Source organism: Candidatus Eremiobacteraceae bacterium (genome assembly GCA_035295225.1).
In the GTDB taxonomy this organism is placed as follows: domain Bacteria; phylum Vulcanimicrobiota; class Vulcanimicrobiia; order Eremiobacterales; family Eremiobacteraceae; genus JABCYQ01.
In genome coordinates this window covers 120,445-138,326 of sequence record DATGJI010000055.1, presented here as the reverse complement: position 1 = coordinate 138,326, position 17,882 = coordinate 120,445, and the positions used below count along the sequence as shown (strand labels likewise).

Sequence of the window (17,882 nt, the reverse complement as noted above, 5' to 3'; positions counted from 1 at the left end):
GACCATTACTATCGGGCCGCGTTATCGCGTCGGCACGCCTGCTTTTGCGAGGCCTTTCAAAAGCGTCGGCGCGTCCTGATCGCCTTGCCCCCAATAACGGATGACGCCGTTCTTGTCGACGATGTAGATCGTCGGGAACCCGATCATGCCCCAGAGCCGCGCAACGGTCAGATTCGCGTCGTAGAGCGCGAGCCACGTCACGCCGTATGTCTTGTCGAACGCATCGACATCGCCTTGCGACTCTGGAACATTCGAGCCGGCCGTGGATCCAGCGCCAAACGGTGAACCCGATACCGACAACATCGTCAACCTCGACGGCGGGATCTTCGCGCGCACCGCGCGCAAGACTTGGGTTTCGCGCTGGCAGTGCGGACACCACGTCGCGAAAATCTCTAAGAGGTAAGGCTTCCCCGCGAGCGATGTTGAAACGAACGGTCCGGCGGGCGTGTCGATCTCAAACGGGATCGCGTGCGCGCCGACCTTCGAAGGCGGCGGCATCGTCGGCAGCGTCTGCACGGCCGCGCTCGAAACTCCGTGTCCGCGGACCCACGCGTAGATCGCGATCCCGATGATGGCGGCGGCGGCGACGGCGAGGCCGACCCAGCCGCCGGCACCAGCTCCAGAAGGTTGGATGTTTTGGCGTTCTTTTCTGCGGCGTTCGGCCCGCGAGCCCATGTCGTACCTCTCATCGCGCGGTTGTTTCTCGCCGCGCTGTTCATCATCGCAGGAGCATTGAAGATCGGCCATCCGGACGATCTCGCGGCCACGATCGCGGGTTTCGCACTCGGACTCCCCGGGCTCGTCGTCGCCGTGCTCGCCGTTGCGCTTCCGTTGCTCGAAATCTTGCTCGGCGTCTATTTAGCCGGCGGCTGGTTCTTGCCCGCCACGTCGGCGGCGGCCAGCACGCTGTTGATCGCTTTCATCATCGTGCTCGCATCGGTCGTCGCGCGCGGCATCCACACATCGTGCGGCTGCTTCGGACCTGCGGATTCGTCGTTCGCCACGTGGTGGACGGTCGGCAGAGACGCGCTCTTCGCGCTGCCGGCCCTCTACCTCGCGTGGTGGTCGAGAGCGCGCCGTTCACTGACAGAGGCGCGGAACACCATCGATTCCTAGTGAGCGTGGCCGGCATGGTTCGCCGCCGCGACCGGTATGCTTGCCACGCGAACGGCGTCGGCGAGCAAGGTGGGGTCGTCTGCAAGACCGCCTGATCCGCTCGCCGTCCAGCGCGCGCGGACGCTTGCATTGCGATCGAGCATGAGCTCCGTCTCACCGCCATCCGTGCCGGACCGAAACAAAGCGAGCGTGGCCCGAACGTCGTCCGAGACCGTCGCGATCAACGGCGCAGAACTGACCCGCGGGCCGAGGCCGACAGCGACGATGTGCAACCCCGCGGATGCGAGGCGCGGCTGCAGGCTTGCCAGCTGCTGAAGTCGCGCACGCGGTGGTTGCGCTGCGAACAAGACGATGAGCACCGGTCCGCTCTTCAGTGTTTGACTCAAAGTGTTCTGGGCGCCGTTCTGTTCGTAAGCGAAATCCGGAAGCGGCGGCGCGGCTGTGCTCGTGATTTGTGAACCCGCCTTGGCCATCAGCAGGCCGGCCGTTCGCGCTAACACAAAATTGATAAGATCCCACCGCTGGTCCGGAGTCAACGTATTGGCGAAGCCGGGCATCACTCTATTATCGCTGCCGTAGCTCACCCACCAGAAAATGTCGCCGATCTTATGCGCGAACAGATGCGGTCCGGTCAAATCGGCAGGGCGCACTGGAAGCTTGGCGGCCATCGGGCCGTCGCCGCGGCCTCCGGCTCCGTGACACACCACGCAATTCGCAGAAAAAAGCGGCGCACCCCGAGCAACAGACGGCGCCGAATACGGCTGCGTCGATGCGAAGTAGGTCGTGGGGTACGCACGCACGATAGCCGGGCGAATGACGACCAAGCCGATGCCGCTAAACACGACAAGTCCCACGACGGACGCCGCCAATACTCGGTGACGTCTTTTTTGAGCAGCGAATGCCACCGCGACGAGACAAAGGACGATCGCGATCGCGATGCCGTCGAGCACTGGTTGAACGCGCGTTGCGATTTCGCTGAGATCGACCTGGAACGGAAGCGGCCAGCGCGGCTCCGTGTGCAGGCCCGGGGGAAGAATACCCATCGTGCCGACGATGGCGAGCACCAAAATTCCGATGCTTGCTTCGATAGATACATTGCTTTTCAGCTGCCGAACCGCGCGCAGTCGTACGGCGGCATCGCTCGCTGCGGCCGTGAGCGCCGGTATAAACCGACGCCGGTTGCGGCTCGCGACCGCGATCATCGTCGCGAAGAGAAGCACTTTCACAAGCAAGAGCTGACCGTATTGCGTGCCGAGCAGCGCTGGAATGCTGCCGGATAAAAACCAGGCATTCACGATACCCGTCACCAGCAGCGTTCCTACGCTCGCGAGCGCAATCGTCGAGAAACGCAACGTCGCAGCCTGTGCGACCGCGACCTCGTCCGGGCTGCCCTCGCGTCCCACCGCCGATAGCATGATGGCGAGCGGCAAGAGCGCGCCGAGCCAAGCACCGGTGGCCAAGAGGTGTAGGATGTCGGCCGGCAGATGAAGGGCGTCAAACGGCACCTGTTCGGTGGCCGCTCCGTGGCCGGCCCACGCCAATGTTGCGATGAACGCCGCAGCAGCAAGCAATCCGATCCAGCCCGTGACTTGTCTCCGAGTGCGGCTTTGCAGCGCGAGACAGCCTGCCAATACGACGAGGAGCGCGGCGCGTATCAGCCAGGCCACACCGAATCGCGTTTGCGTCAGGACGATCTTGACGACACCGCTCTGCACCACCCCGGCAAGCGGCATCCCGCTCATTTGCGATCCGACGATGACGAGCCAGGCGCCGCCGGTCACGACCGCGAGGAGCAGACTCGACCACGCAAGTGTGAGCAATCGTCGATCGAGCCGCGTTTGCAGACCTTGCGCTGCCGCGATGCGCCGAAACGCCGGTCCCGATACCAAGACCCAGAAGATGAACGTGCCTTCTAATAAGGCCGTGGCGGCATAGTGCAGTACGCGTGTCGCGATCAGGACCGTATCTATTGTTTACCCCTTCCCGACCTGAAAGGTGAAGTCGCCCTCGGTCGTGTGGGTATCGACCGATAGAACGTGCCATTTCACCGTATAGGTCCCGGGATCCAACGGTTTGAGCTTGACGATGAGTTTCGTCTGGTCGTTTGGATCGATCGCTGCAGACCCGTCATTGACGGTTGCTCCAGACTTGTCGGTCACCGTTACCCAGCTAAAAGCCGGCTCGAGCTCTTGCGTGAACCACAAGTTCAGCGCCTGAGGCGCCGCCGGTACCGTGCTGCCGACGGCGGGATCAGAATGATCGAGGAACGCGTGAGCCCAAATCGGAGCGGGAGCGAAGAGGAGCGCAGCGAGCGCAAGCGCCGCCGCAGTCGCGCGAGTGGTCATCATTGCGAAGATTTCCTTTTGATGAGCGGTTTGCCAAACCAGCTCTTATAGAATGAGTCGAGAAATATGTGATACTGGACTAGGATACCGGTGTGCTGCGCTTGTCGCGTGGCATGGGCCGCGGGTATGATGGCCTCGGCACCCAGTTGCCAATTGTTCGCATCGTAGAGAATCCCGGGCGAGATCGTCGTGCTTGGTGAACCGCTGTCCGGACTGTTCATCGCGACCTCCACGATCGGCGTGAGACGCGTCAAGAATTGCGGTGCGTGGAGCGCCTTCACGTGCTGCTGCAGATACGGCATGGAATATTGGAGCGACGCCGCGTAACTCCACGCATTCGGAGTCAGGCTCGGTGCATCGGACAACACGCGACTTGCTTCAAAGGTGACCGCGAGCGGGCGCAGGTAGCCTGCCTTCAATTCACCCAAACCCTTGCCGAGATAGAATGTCGGCGCTGTAGTTCCAACGTTTGCGATCGCGCCCGCGTTTCGCAGCTGCACCGAACCGCTGCCGGGGAAAAGGCGCACGATGCCCACCGACCAGGCGACTTCCTCGTGCTCGTAGCGCTCTTTGCAGGGATGCTGATCTTTGATCGTCACCGTTAGATTGTCCCAGCCGCTCACATTCTCGGCCGGGCCGCGTTGCGTGAGGTAGTCACCATTGAAGGCGACGTCCAGATTGTCCGTGATCGTCTTATCCCATTCATACGCGTAGACGTTGCTTTCGCCGGAAGGCGTCGGCGTGAGCACGATCGTCGGCAGCGACAGCTCGTCGCTCACCCCTGGGTCGTCCATCGTCAGCGTGGTGGGAAATACTCTGTCTCCACACACGACGTGCGCCAGGGCGGCGGAACGCATCATCGTCGTCAACACGGCGACGATCAGGAGTGTGTGAAGGAGTGTGCGTTTCATGTGCAAGTATCTCCCCGACGATGTTACAGAGGCGCCGTGATCTTCACGGTCAGCTGTCGCCCGGCCGCCCACTGCGTCGTGTTGAAGCCGTTGTTGATCTTCAACAAGTAGTGGTGGTCGAGCAGGTTGGTGCCGTTGACCTCGTAGCCGAGATGACCGGGCGTCGCTTTGCGCCCGAAGACGCCATTCAGCTCCCAATGCACGGGTAAGCGCCCGACGCCGTTCTCGAATTGCGTAGGGAAACCGCTGCCGTACGTCGTGCCGACCGTGAGGTAGCGATTCGGATCGCCGGCCAGCTGCCACGTGTACGCGGTGTTGAGCGTGTTCGTCTGGTCGTGGTCCTCGACCGCGAACCCGAGAGCGCCTTGCAGTTGAGCCGGCGAGAACAAGAACGTTCCACCCGAGATGCCGGCGGCGAGACTCTCGCTTAGCCCGTACGAGAGGAAATATGAGTTGCCGTTGTCCGTGCGGCCGTCAAGGTGGACTTCCAGGCCCTGTGCCTTGCCGGTCGTGGAGTTGAACAGCGTGAACAACGGCGTAGAGCCCAGCTGCGTCGTGTCGAGGACGTTAGCGACGTCGCGATACCACAAGGTCGCGTAGCCTCGCATCGAGCCGCTGAAGTCGTGCGCAATGCCGGCCTCGTAGATCGAGTCCGTCTCTGGTTTCAAATCGTACACCGGCAACGCACCGCCGGTCGAGCCATTGATCACGCTCGCGTCGCGGCGGACGTCCTCGAGCGCCGGAGCAGCATAGAGCCTGCCGTAGTACAGATGAATCGTATTGCTCGTGTCCGGGTGGTAGTTGAACTCAAAGCGCGGGCTCACTTGATTGCCGCCCACAAAACCGGTCGAACGGTCATAACGCACACCGACGTTTAGATCTACGACCGGTGATGCTTGCACTTGTTCTTGAACGTAAACGCCGAGGTTCGAGCCATGCTGCGCGACGTTATCGTTAAATGTCTGGAGGGCGTGCTCCGAATCGAAGAATTGCAAGCGGAATGCGCCCGTGAAGTCCTGCGAGACCGCGGTCACGCCCGCCTTGAACGTGGTCTTGGGACCACCGCGGAGAAACGAAGTCGTGAGTCCGGAGTACGTGCCCGTGCGGTCCTGAAACGTAGACGACTGCGCGCCGCCCAGAAGATCGTTCGCCGGATCGGGCAGATACGTCACGCGGCTCGAACGGTACCACGGCGCGATCTCGAAATAACCATTGCCGTCGGCGCTCAACCGATTGAACACCACGTTCGCGAAGCGATCGTATTCATGTTGGTTGTCGTCCGTGCCGGGCACGCTGAAGAACGGATCCATCGGATCGCTCGGATTCGTGTCGATCGGGATCTGAAACGCTGAATATTGATTGGAGAAGTCGACGGCGAACGTATCTCGTTTGTCGGCAGCGTAGACGGCTCGGAGAAATTGATCGCCCTGGCTGGAGTCGTCGTGTTCCGGCGTCAGTGTGGGAGAATCCAGGCCACGGCTATTGCGTTCGATGTTTCCGGAGAGCCACACTTGGAGCGGTCCTCCGCCGAATGAATCGCCGAACGAAGCGCCGCTCGTGCCGTACGTGCCGCTGCTGAGCGACACATAACCGGTGCGCGCACCAGGCGTCAGGGCCTTGGTCAGGATGTTGACCACGCCGCCCATGCGTTCTCCGCCGAATTCCGCAGGGATTGCGCCGGTGAACACCTGGAGACGGTCCACGTTGCGCGGGTCGATGATCTCGGCGAACTGAGACGATGCGGTCTCGGGAATCGGCACGCCGTCGATCTCGTAAAGGACACCGTGATAACCGCGCGAGACCGGTTCGCCAAACGAGAACGGCACGATGCCGGGCGTGGTCTCCGTGACCTTTGCGAGCGAGGTGTTCCCGGGGAGCGTCAAGATCGTCTGGCTATTGACGACATTCACGCTAGCCGGGTGGCCCGCCGTCGCATGAGCGGTGACCCGGCCGAGAACCCTCTTCGACATGCGGATATTCACGGTGGACACGCTGCCGGACGACACGGTCACAAACGATTGCTGGGGTTCGTATCCGGGGGCATTCACGGTAACCACGTAGGTGTCGAATGTGACGCGCGGGGCGAAGAACTGCCCGGCAGAATCGGTCGTCAGGGTGATCGTGGATCCGTCTTCGGGTTTAAGCGCGACACTGGCCGACGCGATAGGGTGGCCTGCGTCGTCGGTCACGGTACCGCGCACGGAGCCGTACACATCGGCGCGGGCGCCGGCGAACATGCACAGCGAAGTGAGCAGAGCGGCCGCAGCCGCGATCAATCGGGTCTTCACGTTCATATCTCCACAAAGCGATAGGTGCGTTAGCGGGTCGCGGAATTGACCGCAGGACCGCAAAAACGGACCGCGACGACGCGTTACGCGCGCGCGGCGGCTATCGCAGGTGGAGGCCGGTTAGCGAGGCGGAAGGCGAGGGGATGATCGACGGGGCGTTCCGCGCGCTCGCAGATGGACGCGACGAGCGCAGCGCTTCGTGGCTGGTGGCGCGCGGCGGTCAAGATTCTGGCGATCGTGCGCGCGGCGCGGAGAAGATCGTCGGCGTGATCGCACGACATGCGTGCAAGGGCTGCAAGCGCGAGCGCGGCGAGCGCCGTCATCGCCAATTGGATGATCGGGGCAGTGACATGACCGGCGCCGAATATCGCTGCCACGCCGGGATGCGCGAATCTTGATAAACGCTGCTCGAAGAGTTCGGTGGCGACCAACGCCGGGAATTGCAAGCCGGCGATCGGCAGCGCCATTCTGAAAGGCCCGACGCGCCGCAGCGCGGCGAAGGCCGGAACGATCGAGGCAATCGTCGTGTTGCGGGAACCGATGCTGCACACGACGGATACGACAAGCGCAACGACGGCAAACATCGTCAATCCGAGGATGAACAACCCGGCTGGTCCCTGCGCGACGTGGCTATACGCAGCTCGTCCATCGCCGAGCACGCCCGCGTTTTCCAGAGCGAGTTCGAGCGCGTGGCCCGAGACCATCGCGGCGAGCGCGAAGGCGACGAGTAAAGGCCAGTGCGCGGCGCGCTGCAGCAGCGGGTGCATGATGGTTGGACATACACCAATCACCGGTTGTTACCCTCGCCGGGCGTGCAGCCGCGCGACAAGATGAAAATATTGGGAATGATCGCGACGTGATGGCGGTCTCATTCGGCGAGAGAGCTCGTCGTTGAAATCGCGCGAGAACGGCTGAGATCCCATTCCAACGTAAAGAGAATGATTCTCAATAGCAATCCGCCAAACGCACCTTGGTGTAGGGCGGACCTTTATGGTCCGCCGCTCCGCCGCGCCGAGACAGATTCGGGACGGCCTTTGCTCCGGCGAGAAATTTGACGATAACAGCTTTAAGAGCATGCGCACGACACTCGTCCGACCGGACCTAAGACCGTTCTACCTCGTCCTCATCGCCGCGGGCGCGATCGTGGCTCACCTTGCCGCTGAGTTCGCCGCCATGGGATCGGACGCGGACGAAGTGCTCTTCAGCGCGCGTCACTGGTATCTCGGTCTCACGGTGCTAGCATGCGTCGCCGTGTTCTGCCTCGGGTGGCGTACGCTGCGCCAGCAGTCGTCAAGCGCGCGGGACCTGAAGCGCATGCTGCACGTCGGCCTTGCCACGCTTCCGTTCGGCGGCGTCGGCATTCGCTTTTTCGGCGTCACCGCTGCGCTGCAGCTCGCGATTGGAATGTTGACGCAGATCGGCGAAGGCTGTCCGTTCTGCGGGCACGACATCGCCGCCGGCGTCGCTGGTGCGCTAATCACCGTCATAATCCTCGCGCTTGCGACGCGAGCAGCCGCATCTCAGATGCCCGCGATCGTCGACGCACTCGTCATCGTCCTTCCGACCGCGCGACCCGCGAGCGAACAGCACGCGCGCGCAATCGAACGCAATGCGGCGGCGTTACCGCTGCCGATATGGTCCGCACCGCTCTTCAATCGGCCCCCGCCACCGCTCCGTTTCGCCATCACATCATTGTAACTTGATGTTCGTCCGCGCGTGAATCGCGCAGGACGAGTTGACGAACGGAGTATCCATGTACCAGGCATTTCGGGCGCTCAGCGCCCCTATGGTAGCGCGCGGAGCGCTCGCCGCGGCGTTTCTTACTCTCTCCATCGCGTGGGCGGCGCCATCGAGCGCCGGCAATGCGAGCGCCTTCCTCACCGGCACGGTTACGAGCAACGGCGCGCCGGTCGCGCATGCACTCGTGACTGCGTCTGAAAATAATCTCACTGCAAAGGCGAGCACCGACGTCGGAGGCCGGTTCACTTTTCCGCCGCTCGCACTCGGCACGTATGAAGTGTCGGTCACGCAGGGCGACTTGCGCGGCGATGTGCGCGTCGATCTCGGCAGCGGAGGGGCGGACGTCGTTGTGGGGCTGCAGCCGCTGAGGGCGTTAGGGCACGTCGTCGTTACCGGGTCGCCGCCGATCCACGGAAGCGGAAGCGACGTCGTTCTCAACAGCACGACGCTCACACGCTTGCCGGTCAACAACAGCTTCACCGAAATGCAGATCCAGCTTCCGGGCGCGGTCCGCGGCGCAAACGGCGTCGTGCACATGAACGGCGACCACGGCGTCATCAACTACTTGCTCGACGGCGTCGCGTTGCCGCAGGAGCTCAATCGCGATATCGGAGGCGAGATCAACCTGAACGACCTCTCGTTCGTCGACCTCCTCGAGGGCGCGTACCCTGCGCAATACGGTTTGAAATTCGGCTCCGTGTTCAATATGTCGACGCGGGCCGGAACCGGGCTGCCTGGAGTCGACTACGATGCGTCCATCGGATCCTACACGACTCTCCACTCGACGTTCGGCTTTCACTCGCCGATCGCGGGCGGGGGCGGTTTCGACGTGGCGATCGGCGGTCAACAGACCACACGCGGCCTGGATCCGCCGAACCTCAACTCGCCGCACGACAATTCGAGTTCTGCCAATCAGTTCGTCCGCTTCACGCTGCCGGGCGGTACGAACAATTTCACCAACATCACGATCGTTCACAGCCGCAGCACGTTCCAGATCCCAAACGACGTCAACAACGGCGAACCGGCTTCGACGGACGATAACGAATGGCAAGACGACACGTTTCTCGCGCTGCAGATCCACCACGCGATCGGCAGTACGGGTTCGCTGACGTTCGGTCCGGCGTTCAAGACTTCGACCATCCAAGATTTCGGCGATCCGATGAACGACTTCATCTACGGCGAAGCGTTGAACGTCGAGGCGCCGCCGTACGGCAACGGCGGCACGCCGGCGGACTGCGCCAACGCGCTCAACCCGGGCGCGGTGTTTCTCCCGACGACGTGCACTTTTACACTCGCCGACAAGCGGACAGCCGTCGACGAGATCCTCCAGGCCGACTACGCGCAGAGCGCGGATCACCACAACGTCGCGGCCGGCATATCGTACGATCTGGCGCACATATTCAAGAACTACTCGGTGACACTGCAGCCGGACAGTTTCCTCGGAGCCGCTCCGGTGACCGTGGTCGACAACAACCCGAATTTGGGAAACACATACCAATCTTATATCCAAGACAGCTGGCGCGTGTCCGAGGCATTCCAGATCGACTACGGCCTTCGCTACGATTTCTTCACGATCAAATCGACGCAATTCGCGCAGGGCTTCGGGGCGTTCAGCCCGCGGCTGAAACTCACTCGCTATATCGGTCAGCGCGCGAGCGTCTACGCCTACGTCGGGCGCTTCTTCGAACCGTTCTCGTTTGAGAACGTGAGTCCGGCTGCTGCGCAAAGGCTCAACCTTCCGCTGCAGCCGACACTCGCCCAGTTCGATCTGAAGCCGGAACGCGATACGCAGCTCGAGCTCGGCGGTCATCTGCCGCTGGGGTCTGGCGACTTGGGTTTCCGCGTCTGGCAGAAGAACGCGAACGATCTCATCGACGATACGCAGGTCGGCGTGACTCTGCTTCACCAAGACATCAACTACAAGCTAGGCCGCCTCTCGCAGGAAGCGCTGAACTTCGTGCAGCCCACCCAAACGGGTCGCGTGTATTTCTCGATCGCGCACGTCGTCTCGCTCAACAAGGGCTGCGAAACCGAGCTGCTCGCGCCGTGTTTCGGGTCGCCCACGTCTTACACGCCTGCGGACCACGAACAACGCTACAGCGTCGCGACCGGCCTGCTGCGCAACGACGACCGCGACGGCTGGTTCTCGGTGGACGGCGAATATGGTAGCGGTCTATCCTCCGCGAGCTGTCCGCCCGGAACGCCCGGGTACTGCAAACGCACGCCGCACACGACCTTCAACATGGAAAGAGGCGTGGCGATCGCGCCGCACACCGCGTTGACGCTCGGCATTCAGAACGTGCTCAACGACCGGTACTTCGTGACGTACTTGAACGCGCAAGGAAATCATTACGCGCCGCCACGGACGTTCTCGACGGGGATCAAGGTATCCATGTAGGGCGGACCTTTATGGTCCGCCGGCGCGATTGGGGCGGGCGCGATGTAGGGCGGACCTTTATGGTCCGCCGGCGCGATGTAGGGCGGACGTGATGTAGGGCGGACCTTTATGGTCCGCCGGCGCCGTACAAACGCCTTCGCGATGTAGGGCGGACCTTTATGGTCCGCCGACGCGCCCTACAAAACGCCGGCGCGATGTAGGGCGGACCTTTATGGTCCGCCGACGCGCCCGACAAACGCCGGCGCGCCATAAAGGCGCGCCCTACATTATCTTACGACGCGTTGCGCTCTGCGCTCAAGAGCGCGCGTTTGCGCTGCGCTCCCCAGCGATAGCCGCCTATCGCGCCATCCGCACGCACGACGCGATGGCACGGCACCGCGAGCGCGACCGGGTTCGTAGCGCATGCTTTTGCGACCGCTCGCGCAGCCGTCGGCCGTCCGATGGAGCGCGCAACCTCGCCGTACGAGCGCGTCTCGCCGTAGGGGATGCGCTGGAGCGCTTGCCACACACGGCGCTGGAACGCGGTGGCGCGGACGTCGAGCGGCAGGTCGAGATCCGGTTGACGGCCTTCGAGATGACGCACGATTCGCGAGAGATATGTATGAAGGCGCCGATCAGCCGGCGCGAGATGCGCGGCGGGGAATTCATCGCGAACCGCCGAGACCAGTGAACGCTCTTCTGCGCCGAGCCGCACCGAGCAGACGCCCTTCGGCGTGGCTGCGACCAGCACGCGTCCGAGCGGGCAGCGCGCCACCGCATAACCTATCTCCGCGCCGTCACCGCCGCGCCGATACGCCGCGGGCGACATGCCAAAATGTTTCGCCGCGCGCTCGTAGAGGCGGCTGCTCGAGCCGAAACCCGCGTCGTGCAGTGCATGCGTGACGGGCTTGCCGTCGCGCAACGTCGTCCGCACCCGCTCCAAGCGGCGAGCCTCTTGGTACTGGCGCGGCGATACGCCCAGCGACTTGCTGAACACGCGCTGCAAATGCGCCGGGCTCATCCCGACTTCGCGGCCGAGCGCGCGCAACGTCACCGGGGCGTCGAGATTTGCGTCGATGTGGGCGCATGCGCGCCGCACGGATTCTGATGTCTTCACACGTCTATGCTAACGTATTCGGCGACGTGCCGGCTATCCGATTCATGCTCTAAGGCGCGGTCACGGCCCGACGTAGCGAGCGAACCACTCCGCCATCATGCGAAGCCGCTCGACCCGGTGGATCGGCTCGCCGGTGCGTGAGAGATCGTGGTTCTCGCGCGGAAACGCGACGTACTTGACCGGTCTGCCGAGGATCTTGAGCGCCGAGTATTCCTGCAGCGTCTGATCGATCGGCGTGCGGATGTCCTGATCGCCGTGGATCAGCATCAACGGCGTGGTCACGTTGGCGACGTACGCGATGGGCGATTGCTTCCAATACACGGCTGGATGGTCCCAAGAATTCCCCCAGCTGTGCGTGGAGCTCTGACCGCTCGCGAAGTCGCTGGCAAGAAGAAGCGTTTCCAAATTGCTCGCGACGCGTTCGGCAAGCGCGCATTTGAAGCGATGCGTGTGGCCGATGATCCAAAGCGTCGAGTAGCCGCCATAACTTCCGCCCGAAACGCACGTGCGCGATGCGTCCACGTCCGGCCGGCGCAGCGCGGCATCCATCACCGCCATCTCGTCGTTGAACATCGGATCGCCCCAATTGCCATTGAGCTCCGACTCAAACTTGTAGCCGAACCCGACGCTGCCGCGCGGATCGGCATAGACGACGTTGTAGCCTAAGCCCGCGAGATACTGGAACTCGTGGAAGAACGAGTTGCCGAACTCCGTCTCCGGACCGCCATGGATGTTGAGGATCGTGGGATAGCGTCTGCCCGGCACGGCATTCGGCGGCCGCATGATCCACGCCGACACGGACTCACCGGCGCCGTTGCGCACCGCGATCGGCTCGGGCTGTGAAAGCGCGACTGAAGCGAGATAGTCGCGATTCATCTGGCTCAGCTGTCGCTGCCCGCCGCCCGACGAGTCGGCGACGAAGACCTCGCCAGGATGCGTCGCATCGGAGGAGACGTATGCCACGCGCGAACCGTCGTCGCTCATCGAGCATTCGGATATCTCGGTGTCGTTGCCGATGATGGTCTGCGCCTGGCCCGTCTGCGTGTCGAAGCGCACGAGAACTGCGGCGCCCGGCGTGCTCACGTTGGCGATAAACCAGCGATCACCGGGGCCGAAGAGCGGGCCGCAGCCTGCTCCGCCTTCCTTTGTATCTGTGAGGATGGCATCGCCGAACGCAAACATGTCTTCGGGAACTAAGAGATGGCTCGACGAGCCGTCGAGCGTCGAGTGGAGAACGGACGGATATCCCGCCGGATCGGGCGTCTTGGACGCGAAATACCAGAGCGACGCACCATCGCGCGACCACGTCGGGCCGTTGAGAGAGCCGGGCGGGAACGGAAGCTTGTGCATGTCTCCGCCGCCGGACGGAATGACGTAGATGTCGCTGCGGAAGAGCATGGGATCGAATCCGCGATACGTGACGAACGCGATCTGCTTGTCGTCCGGCGACCACGCCGCTTGGCCTTCGGAATACGCTGTGCCGCTCGTCAGCGCGCGCGCGTTCGTCCCATCCGCATTCACAGTCCAGAGGTGCTCGGTCTTCGACCACGTCTCGCCCTGACCGTTGTCTTCGAAGTGCAAGACGTCGATGGTGCGGACATCGCTTGTCTGCTGATCGGCGCTCGGCGTAAAACCGGCGGCCCGCCAGTCGACATCGGCCTTCGGCTTGGGCGCGACGGAGACGGATTGGTAGAGGATACGCGAGCCTGAGTGCGACCACTGCGGACCGAAAGCGCCGCCCGCCGCATTCGTGAGCCGCTGCGCCTCGCCGCCGTCGAGCGCGATCTTGTAGAGCTGCTGCTTGTCGCCGCGTCCGCTGTCAAATGCGATCCATTTGTCGTCGGGCGACCACGCCGGATCGGCGTCGCTGTCGCCGCGCGTGAGCTGCCATACCTTGCCGCTCGCGACGTCAGCAACCCAGATATTGCTGAGGTACGTGTTCTTCGGGCCATCGAGCTTCGTGACGACGAACGCGACGCGCGAACCGTCATGCGAGATCTGATCCGACGCGACAAACGATATTTTGAAGAGATCTTCCGCCATCACGTGGCGCGGCGCCGCCGCTGCGGGGGCGGTCAACGCTCCGGCGCATAGCGCGGCGATGGAAAATCGAATGATAGCGCGAGTGAACTGCATTCGCCTAAAGTCCCCCAATAGGAAAGGGCGGCCTGACCTCGAGCGCCCGACGGTCAGGCGCATTTCCTGGATCAATACTTGTAGACCTTGCGCGTATTGACGGCGCCGACGAGGGGCGCGGGCGTGCAAGCAGAACGCGGCGTAATGGCAGACGAGCGTGCGTATCGACGCGGCGAACCGGTAGCGCTATTCGTTCCCTGCTTCGTCGACATCTTCGCGCCGAAAGCGGCCATCGCAACCGTCGAGCTGCTCGAGCGGTTGGGAGTCAGCGTCTCGTACCCGCAGCAGCAGACGTGCTGCGGCCAACCCGCGCACAGCGCCGGGTTCCGGCCCCAAGCGTGCGCGTTGGCCGAGCGTTTTGCGCGAACGTTCGCCGCTTACGAATGGATCATCACGATGTCCGGTTCGTGCGCCGCGATGGCGCGCGCGGGATTCGCCGAAAGCGGCGCGTCGGATTCGGCGGTCGCGATTGGCGCACGAGTCTTCGACCTGGCCTCGTTTCTGACCGATGCGCTCGGCGTCACCGATGTCGGCGCGCGTTTTCCGCACGCGGTCACGTATCACGAAGGGTGCCATGCGCGGCGGATACTCGAATCAGGCGACGCGCCGCTGCGTCTGCTGCGCGCCGTTCGCGATATCACGCTCGTCGAGTTGCCGGCGGCCGAGGAATGCTGCGGCTTCGGCGGCGGGTTCAGCGTCGAGTTCGACCGCATCTCCGCCTCGATGGGAGAGGCGAAATGCGCGAACGCGCTTTCGACCGGCGCGCAGTATCTCGTCTCAGGCGATCCCAGCTGCTTGCTGCATCTCGACGGCCTGGTCCGCAAGAGCGGCGCTCCGCTAGCGACCCTGCATCTCGCGCAAGTGCTGGCAGCGACGTGACGGCGCACTACGATCGCGCCCGCGTCGCGCACGACTTGCGTTCGCCGCACGCGGCGCCCGTGATCGCGTCATCCATGCAGCGCTCGCTTGAGCACAAGCGGGCGGCACAGGCGCACGTTGCCTGGGCGGCGTTGCGCGCGCAAGCCCATGCGTTGAAGAAAGACGCGATCGAGCATCTCGATTCGCTTCTATCCGAGTTTGAGCGCAATTTCATCGCGCGCGGCGGCACGGTCGTGTGGGCGCGGACTGCGGCCGAGGCTGCCGAACGATTCATCCGGATCTGTGCTGATGGGGGAGCCGACTCGGTCGTCAAAGGCAAGTCCATGCTCTCCGAGGAGCTCGAACTCAACGATCGCTTGGCCGCCGCGGGCATCGCCGCAGTTGAGACGGACCTCGGCGAATACATCGTCCAGCTGGCGGGCCAGCGGCCGACGCACGTGATCGCGCCGGCGGCGCACCTCTCCCGGCAGGATGTGGGGCGGATTTTCGAGCGCGAACTGAACATGCCGTATTGCGATGATCCTCGGACCCTCTCGTTAGCGGCGCGCGCGAAGCTGCGATCGCGCTATCTCAAAGCCGGCGTCGGCATGACGGGCGTGAATTTCGCAATCGCCGAGACCGGCACGCTCGTCGTCGTCGAAAACGAAGGCAACGGCGGCTTGTCAGCGAGCGCGCCGCCCATCCACATCGCGATCATGGGGATCGAAAAGGTGATCCGGCGCGTTGCCGATCTCGACGTCTTTCTTCCATTACTTGCGCGCGCCGGCACGGGTCAGAAGATCACCACGTATACGCATCACTTCCTCGGGCCGGAACCCGGCAAGCAGCAGTACTGCATCATCGTGGACGCGGGTCGGACCAATCTGCTCGCCGACCCGGTGCTGCGCGAGTCGCTGTACTGCATTCGCTGCGGCGCGTGCATGAACGTCTGTCCGGTCTATCGCCGGGCGGGCGGCGGCGCGTATGGCTGGGTGTATCCGGGCCCTATCGGCGCAGTCATCACGGGCACCATGCTCGATACGCCCGAGGCGTCGGACCTGCCGTATGCGTCCACCCTCTGCGGCGCGTGCAAGGAAGAATGCCCTGTCGCGATCGACCTGCCGCGTCAGCTCTTGCATCTGCGCGCTTCAGCGGTCGAAAGCGGCGCAAGCGGCGGCGGTTTGGAGCGCGGCGCGATTCGCCGGTTCACGGCCGCGATGTCTGACACAAAGTCGTATGCGCGCGCCGTTTCGTTCTTGCGTGCCGCGCTTGCGATCGGAGGCGCATTGCCGATCCGCGTCGGCGCGATGGGCCGTTGGATGCGAGCCCGCGCACTGCCGAAACCAGCGCGCCAGTCGTTTCGTGAGTGGTGGGCGCAACGGCCATGACCATGGACGCGCGAACGGAGATCTTCGCTAGCATCGCCGCCGCGCTGGCCGACGTGCGAGATCCTGACGCGGTCCGACTGGCGTCGGCCCCTTCAATCCATACCGCCGTCCCCTCCGATCTGAAGGGGCCGACACCAGTCGGCCCATCCGTCCTCCCCGATCTGAAGGGGCCGACGTCAGTCGGCCCATCCGAACGATCCCTCTACGACCAGTTCGCCGCCGAGCTCGCCGCAGTTGGCGGCCACGCGATGCTGATCGCCGACCCGGCACCGTCCGCGCTGTCGCGCGCGATTGCCGACCTTGTCAACGCGTCCGGCGGCAACGCGGTCGTGCAACGCTCCGAGCTCGCGGTTGCCGCGGCGTCAGAGATCCCGCCCGCAACCAAGATCGATGCAGACGAGGCCCGCGCCGACGATACCGAGCGTGCCGCCGTATCGGTGATCGAAGCGGAGGCGCTCATCGCCGAAACGGGATCGGCCATCGTTTTCGTTTCGACATATGCCTCGCGACTGCTGCCATATCTGCCGCCGTCGTGCATCATCGTCGCGCGCGCATCCGCTCTTCGCGCCGGACTCGATTGCAGCGCGCTCGGCGGGGTAAAGGAAGACCGCGGCGAGCGCGTCATCATCACGGGGCCGAGCCGCACGGCCGATATCGAAAAGACCATCGTACTCGGAGCGCACGGTCCCGCTTCGCTGACGGTCATCGTGTGGGAGACTGAAGAGCCATCCATCCGCGTTTGAGAGCGCTTGCGTCGCTCGCGAGAAAGACATACCGCAACTTCCAGAGGCATCGCGGCCAATGGCTCGCAGCTGCAATATCGTACTACATGATATTCGCCGTCGCACCGCTCATCATCGTGGTCGTGCACATCGCGGGTCTCATACTTGGTCACCATCGCGCGGTACTGGACGAGATCTACGGGTTCATCACGTCGACCGCCGGCAAAGCGACCGCGGACACCGTACAATCCATCGTGACCACAACATTCTCAAAGGAGCGTTCGAACGCGCTCACTCAGACCATAGGATGGGCGATATTCATCATTGCGACGGTCGGGTTGTTCGCGTCTTTGCAAGACGCTTTGAACATCGTATGGGACTTGAAACCAGAACGGCGATCGCCGCTGCAGCTCGTGCGCAGCCGAACGCTCGCCTTCGCGACCGTTCTCGTCCTGGCGCTCTTGCTGACGCTCTCGATCGCGATCAACGCCGCACTTTCGATCGCCGGCGCCGCAGCGGCACCCATGATCGCCTCGTTTCCGATACTTACGAAGGCCCTCTACTTCGTGCTTTCCTTTGCGATCATGTGGTGCCTTTTGGCATTTGCATTCCGGTTCATGCCCGAATGCCATGTCGAATGGGGCGACGTCTGGGTTGGAAGCGCCGTCACGTCGCTCTTGTTCGTCGTCGGCCAATTCGCACTCGGCGCGATTCTGGCGCACGCCGCGCTCACCTCGACGTTCGGCGCGTTCACGTCGCTCGTGCTCTTCTTGCTTTGGACGAACTACTCGGCGCAGATCATCCTCTTCGGCGCGGAGTTCACGCACGTGCGTGCGCAACTCCGCGAATCGCATGAAGCATCAGGTTGACGAAAGGAATCCCTC

Annotated in this window: 17 protein-coding genes and 1 CRISPR repeat array; of the genes, 6 read left to right on the top strand and 11 right to left on the bottom strand. The window is 63.3% G+C overall.

Going from position 1 to position 17,882, the window contains the following annotated elements:
• Positions 1 to 21: 21 nt before the first annotated feature.
• Positions 22 to 675, bottom strand: a complete 654-nt coding sequence (locus VKT51_10370) for a TlpA disulfide reductase family protein (protein HLJ84565.1) — start codon at positions 673 to 675, stop codon at positions 22 to 24.
• Between VKT51_10370 and VKT51_10365 the strand changes: the two genes are divergently transcribed.
• Complete coding sequence (locus VKT51_10365; GenBank protein HLJ84564.1) at positions 628 to 1,116, top strand: MauE/DoxX family redox-associated membrane protein; 489 nt, start codon at positions 628 to 630, stop codon at positions 1,114 to 1,116. The genes VKT51_10370 and VKT51_10365 overlap by 48 nt on opposite strands.
• On the opposite strand, the gene copD is transcribed toward VKT51_10365, so the two are convergent.
• The 5 genes from copD to VKT51_10340 form a co-directional block, all read right to left on the bottom strand.
• Positions 1,113 to 3,071: a copper homeostasis membrane protein CopD gene (gene copD, locus VKT51_10360; GenBank protein HLJ84563.1), complete on the bottom strand. Its 1,959-nt coding sequence runs from the start codon at positions 3,069 to 3,071 to the stop codon at positions 1,113 to 1,115. The two genes, VKT51_10365 and copD, sit on opposite strands and share 4 nt — an antisense overlap.
• A gap of 18 nt (positions 3,072 to 3,089) precedes the next feature.
• Positions 3,090 to 3,461 (bottom strand): copper homeostasis periplasmic binding protein CopC, encoded by a 372-nt coding sequence (copC, locus tag VKT51_10355; protein ID HLJ84562.1) that lies wholly within the window; start codon positions 3,459 to 3,461, stop codon positions 3,090 to 3,092.
• Positions 3,461 to 4,372, bottom strand: coding sequence for a hypothetical protein (locus tag VKT51_10350; protein ID HLJ84561.1), 912 nt, complete (start codon positions 4,370 to 4,372; stop codon positions 3,461 to 3,463). Before VKT51_10350 ends, copC begins: the two co-directional genes overlap by 1 nt.
• 23 nt (positions 4,373 to 4,395) lie before the next feature.
• Positions 4,396 to 6,660 carry a TonB-dependent receptor gene (locus VKT51_10345; protein HLJ84560.1) on the bottom strand — a complete coding sequence of 755 codons (2,265 nt, stop codon included), beginning with the start codon at positions 6,658 to 6,660 and terminating at the stop codon, positions 4,396 to 4,398.
• Between the two features lie 83 nt (positions 6,661 to 6,743).
• Complete coding sequence (locus tag VKT51_10340) at positions 6,744 to 7,427, bottom strand: hypothetical protein (protein ID HLJ84559.1); 684 nt, start codon at positions 7,425 to 7,427, stop codon at positions 6,744 to 6,746.
• A 307-nt stretch (positions 7,428 to 7,734) separates the two neighbouring features.
• Here VKT51_10340 and VKT51_10335 point away from each other — a divergent pair, with 307 nt between their 5' ends.
• A complete protein-coding gene (locus tag VKT51_10335) occupies positions 7,735 to 8,358 on the top strand; it encodes a hypothetical protein (protein HLJ84558.1) in 624 nt (207 codons plus the stop codon).
• Here VKT51_10335 and VKT51_10330 read toward each other — a convergent pair.
• From VKT51_10330 to VKT51_10310, 5 genes are all read right to left on the bottom strand, one after another.
• Complete coding sequence (locus tag VKT51_10330) at positions 8,350 to 8,688, bottom strand: hypothetical protein (protein ID HLJ84557.1); 339 nt, start codon at positions 8,686 to 8,688, stop codon at positions 8,350 to 8,352. The two genes, VKT51_10335 and VKT51_10330, sit on opposite strands and share 9 nt — an antisense overlap.
• 85 nt (positions 8,689 to 8,773) lie before the next feature.
• Positions 8,774 to 10,306 (bottom strand): hypothetical protein, encoded by a 1,533-nt coding sequence (locus tag VKT51_10325; protein ID HLJ84556.1) that lies wholly within the window; start codon positions 10,304 to 10,306, stop codon positions 8,774 to 8,776.
• A 188-nt stretch (positions 10,307 to 10,494) separates the two neighbouring features.
• Positions 10,495 to 10,692, bottom strand: a complete 198-nt coding sequence (locus tag VKT51_10320; GenBank protein HLJ84555.1) for a hypothetical protein — start codon at positions 10,690 to 10,692, stop codon at positions 10,495 to 10,497.
• Positions 10,693 to 10,791: 99 nt separating this feature from the next.
• A CRISPR array of direct repeats spans positions 10,792 to 11,020; the repeat unit is 29 nt; unit sequence GATGTAGGGCGGACCTTTATGGTCCGCCG.
• A gap of 49 nt (positions 11,021 to 11,069) precedes the next feature.
• Complete coding sequence (locus VKT51_10315) at positions 11,070 to 11,894, bottom strand: methylated-DNA--[protein]-cysteine S-methyltransferase (GenBank protein ID HLJ84554.1); 825 nt, start codon at positions 11,892 to 11,894, stop codon at positions 11,070 to 11,072.
• A 60-nt stretch (positions 11,895 to 11,954) separates the two neighbouring features.
• Complete coding sequence (locus VKT51_10310) at positions 11,955 to 14,030, bottom strand: S9 family peptidase (protein HLJ84553.1); 2,076 nt, start codon at positions 14,028 to 14,030, stop codon at positions 11,955 to 11,957.
• Between the two features lie 144 nt (positions 14,031 to 14,174).
• Here VKT51_10310 and VKT51_10305 point away from each other — a divergent pair, with 144 nt between their 5' ends.
• The 4 genes from VKT51_10305 to VKT51_10290 are packed head-to-tail and all read left to right on the top strand — an operon-like array spanning position 14,175 to position 17,867.
• Positions 14,175 to 14,909 (top strand): (Fe-S)-binding protein, encoded by a 735-nt coding sequence (locus tag VKT51_10305; protein HLJ84552.1) that lies wholly within the window; start codon positions 14,175 to 14,177, stop codon positions 14,907 to 14,909.
• On the top strand, positions 14,906 to 16,276 hold the full coding sequence (locus VKT51_10300) for a lactate utilization protein B (GenBank protein ID HLJ84551.1): 1,371 nt from the start codon (positions 14,906 to 14,908) through the stop codon (positions 16,274 to 16,276). The genes VKT51_10305 and VKT51_10300 overlap by 4 nt, the downstream gene beginning before the upstream one ends.
• A gap of 2 nt (positions 16,277 to 16,278) precedes the next feature.
• Positions 16,279 to 17,019 (top strand): LUD domain-containing protein, encoded by a 741-nt coding sequence (locus VKT51_10295; protein ID HLJ84550.1) that lies wholly within the window; start codon positions 16,279 to 16,281, stop codon positions 17,017 to 17,019.
• Positions 17,016 to 17,867, top strand: a complete 852-nt coding sequence (locus VKT51_10290; GenBank protein HLJ84549.1) for a YihY/virulence factor BrkB family protein — start codon at positions 17,016 to 17,018, stop codon at positions 17,865 to 17,867. Before VKT51_10295 ends, VKT51_10290 begins: the two co-directional genes overlap by 4 nt.
• The last annotated feature ends 15 nt before the right edge of the window (positions 17,868 to 17,882 follow it).

Excerpts from the sequence above, each read along its gene's own strand:
- VKT51_10295 (HLJ84550.1), top strand. The coding sequence starts at position 16,279 with ATGGACGCGCGAACGGAGATCTTCGCTAGCATCGCCGCCGCGCTGGCC.
- VKT51_10350 (HLJ84561.1), bottom strand. The coding sequence starts at position 4,372 with ATGAAACGCACACTCCTTCACACACTCCTGATCGTCGCCGTGTTGACG.
- VKT51_10335 (HLJ84558.1), top strand. The coding sequence starts at position 7,735 with ATGCGCACGACACTCGTCCGACCGGACCTAAGACCGTTCTACCTCGTC.
- VKT51_10370 (HLJ84565.1), bottom strand. The coding sequence starts at position 675 with ATGGGCTCGCGGGCCGAACGCCGCAGAAAAGAACGCCAAAACATCCAA.
- VKT51_10320 (HLJ84555.1), bottom strand. The coding sequence starts at position 10,692 with ATGCCGAGCGTCAACGCGGTGTGCGGCGCGATCGCCACGCCTCTTTCC.
- VKT51_10310 (HLJ84553.1), bottom strand. The coding sequence starts at position 14,030 with ATGCAGTTCACTCGCGCTATCATTCGATTTTCCATCGCCGCGCTATGC.
- copC (HLJ84562.1), bottom strand. The coding sequence starts at position 3,461 with ATGACCACTCGCGCGACTGCGGCGGCGCTTGCGCTCGCTGCGCTCCTC.
- VKT51_10340 (HLJ84559.1), bottom strand. The coding sequence starts at position 7,427 with ATGCACCCGCTGCTGCAGCGCGCCGCGCACTGGCCTTTACTCGTCGCC.
- VKT51_10305 (HLJ84552.1), top strand. The coding sequence starts at position 14,175 with ATGGCAGACGAGCGTGCGTATCGACGCGGCGAACCGGTAGCGCTATTC.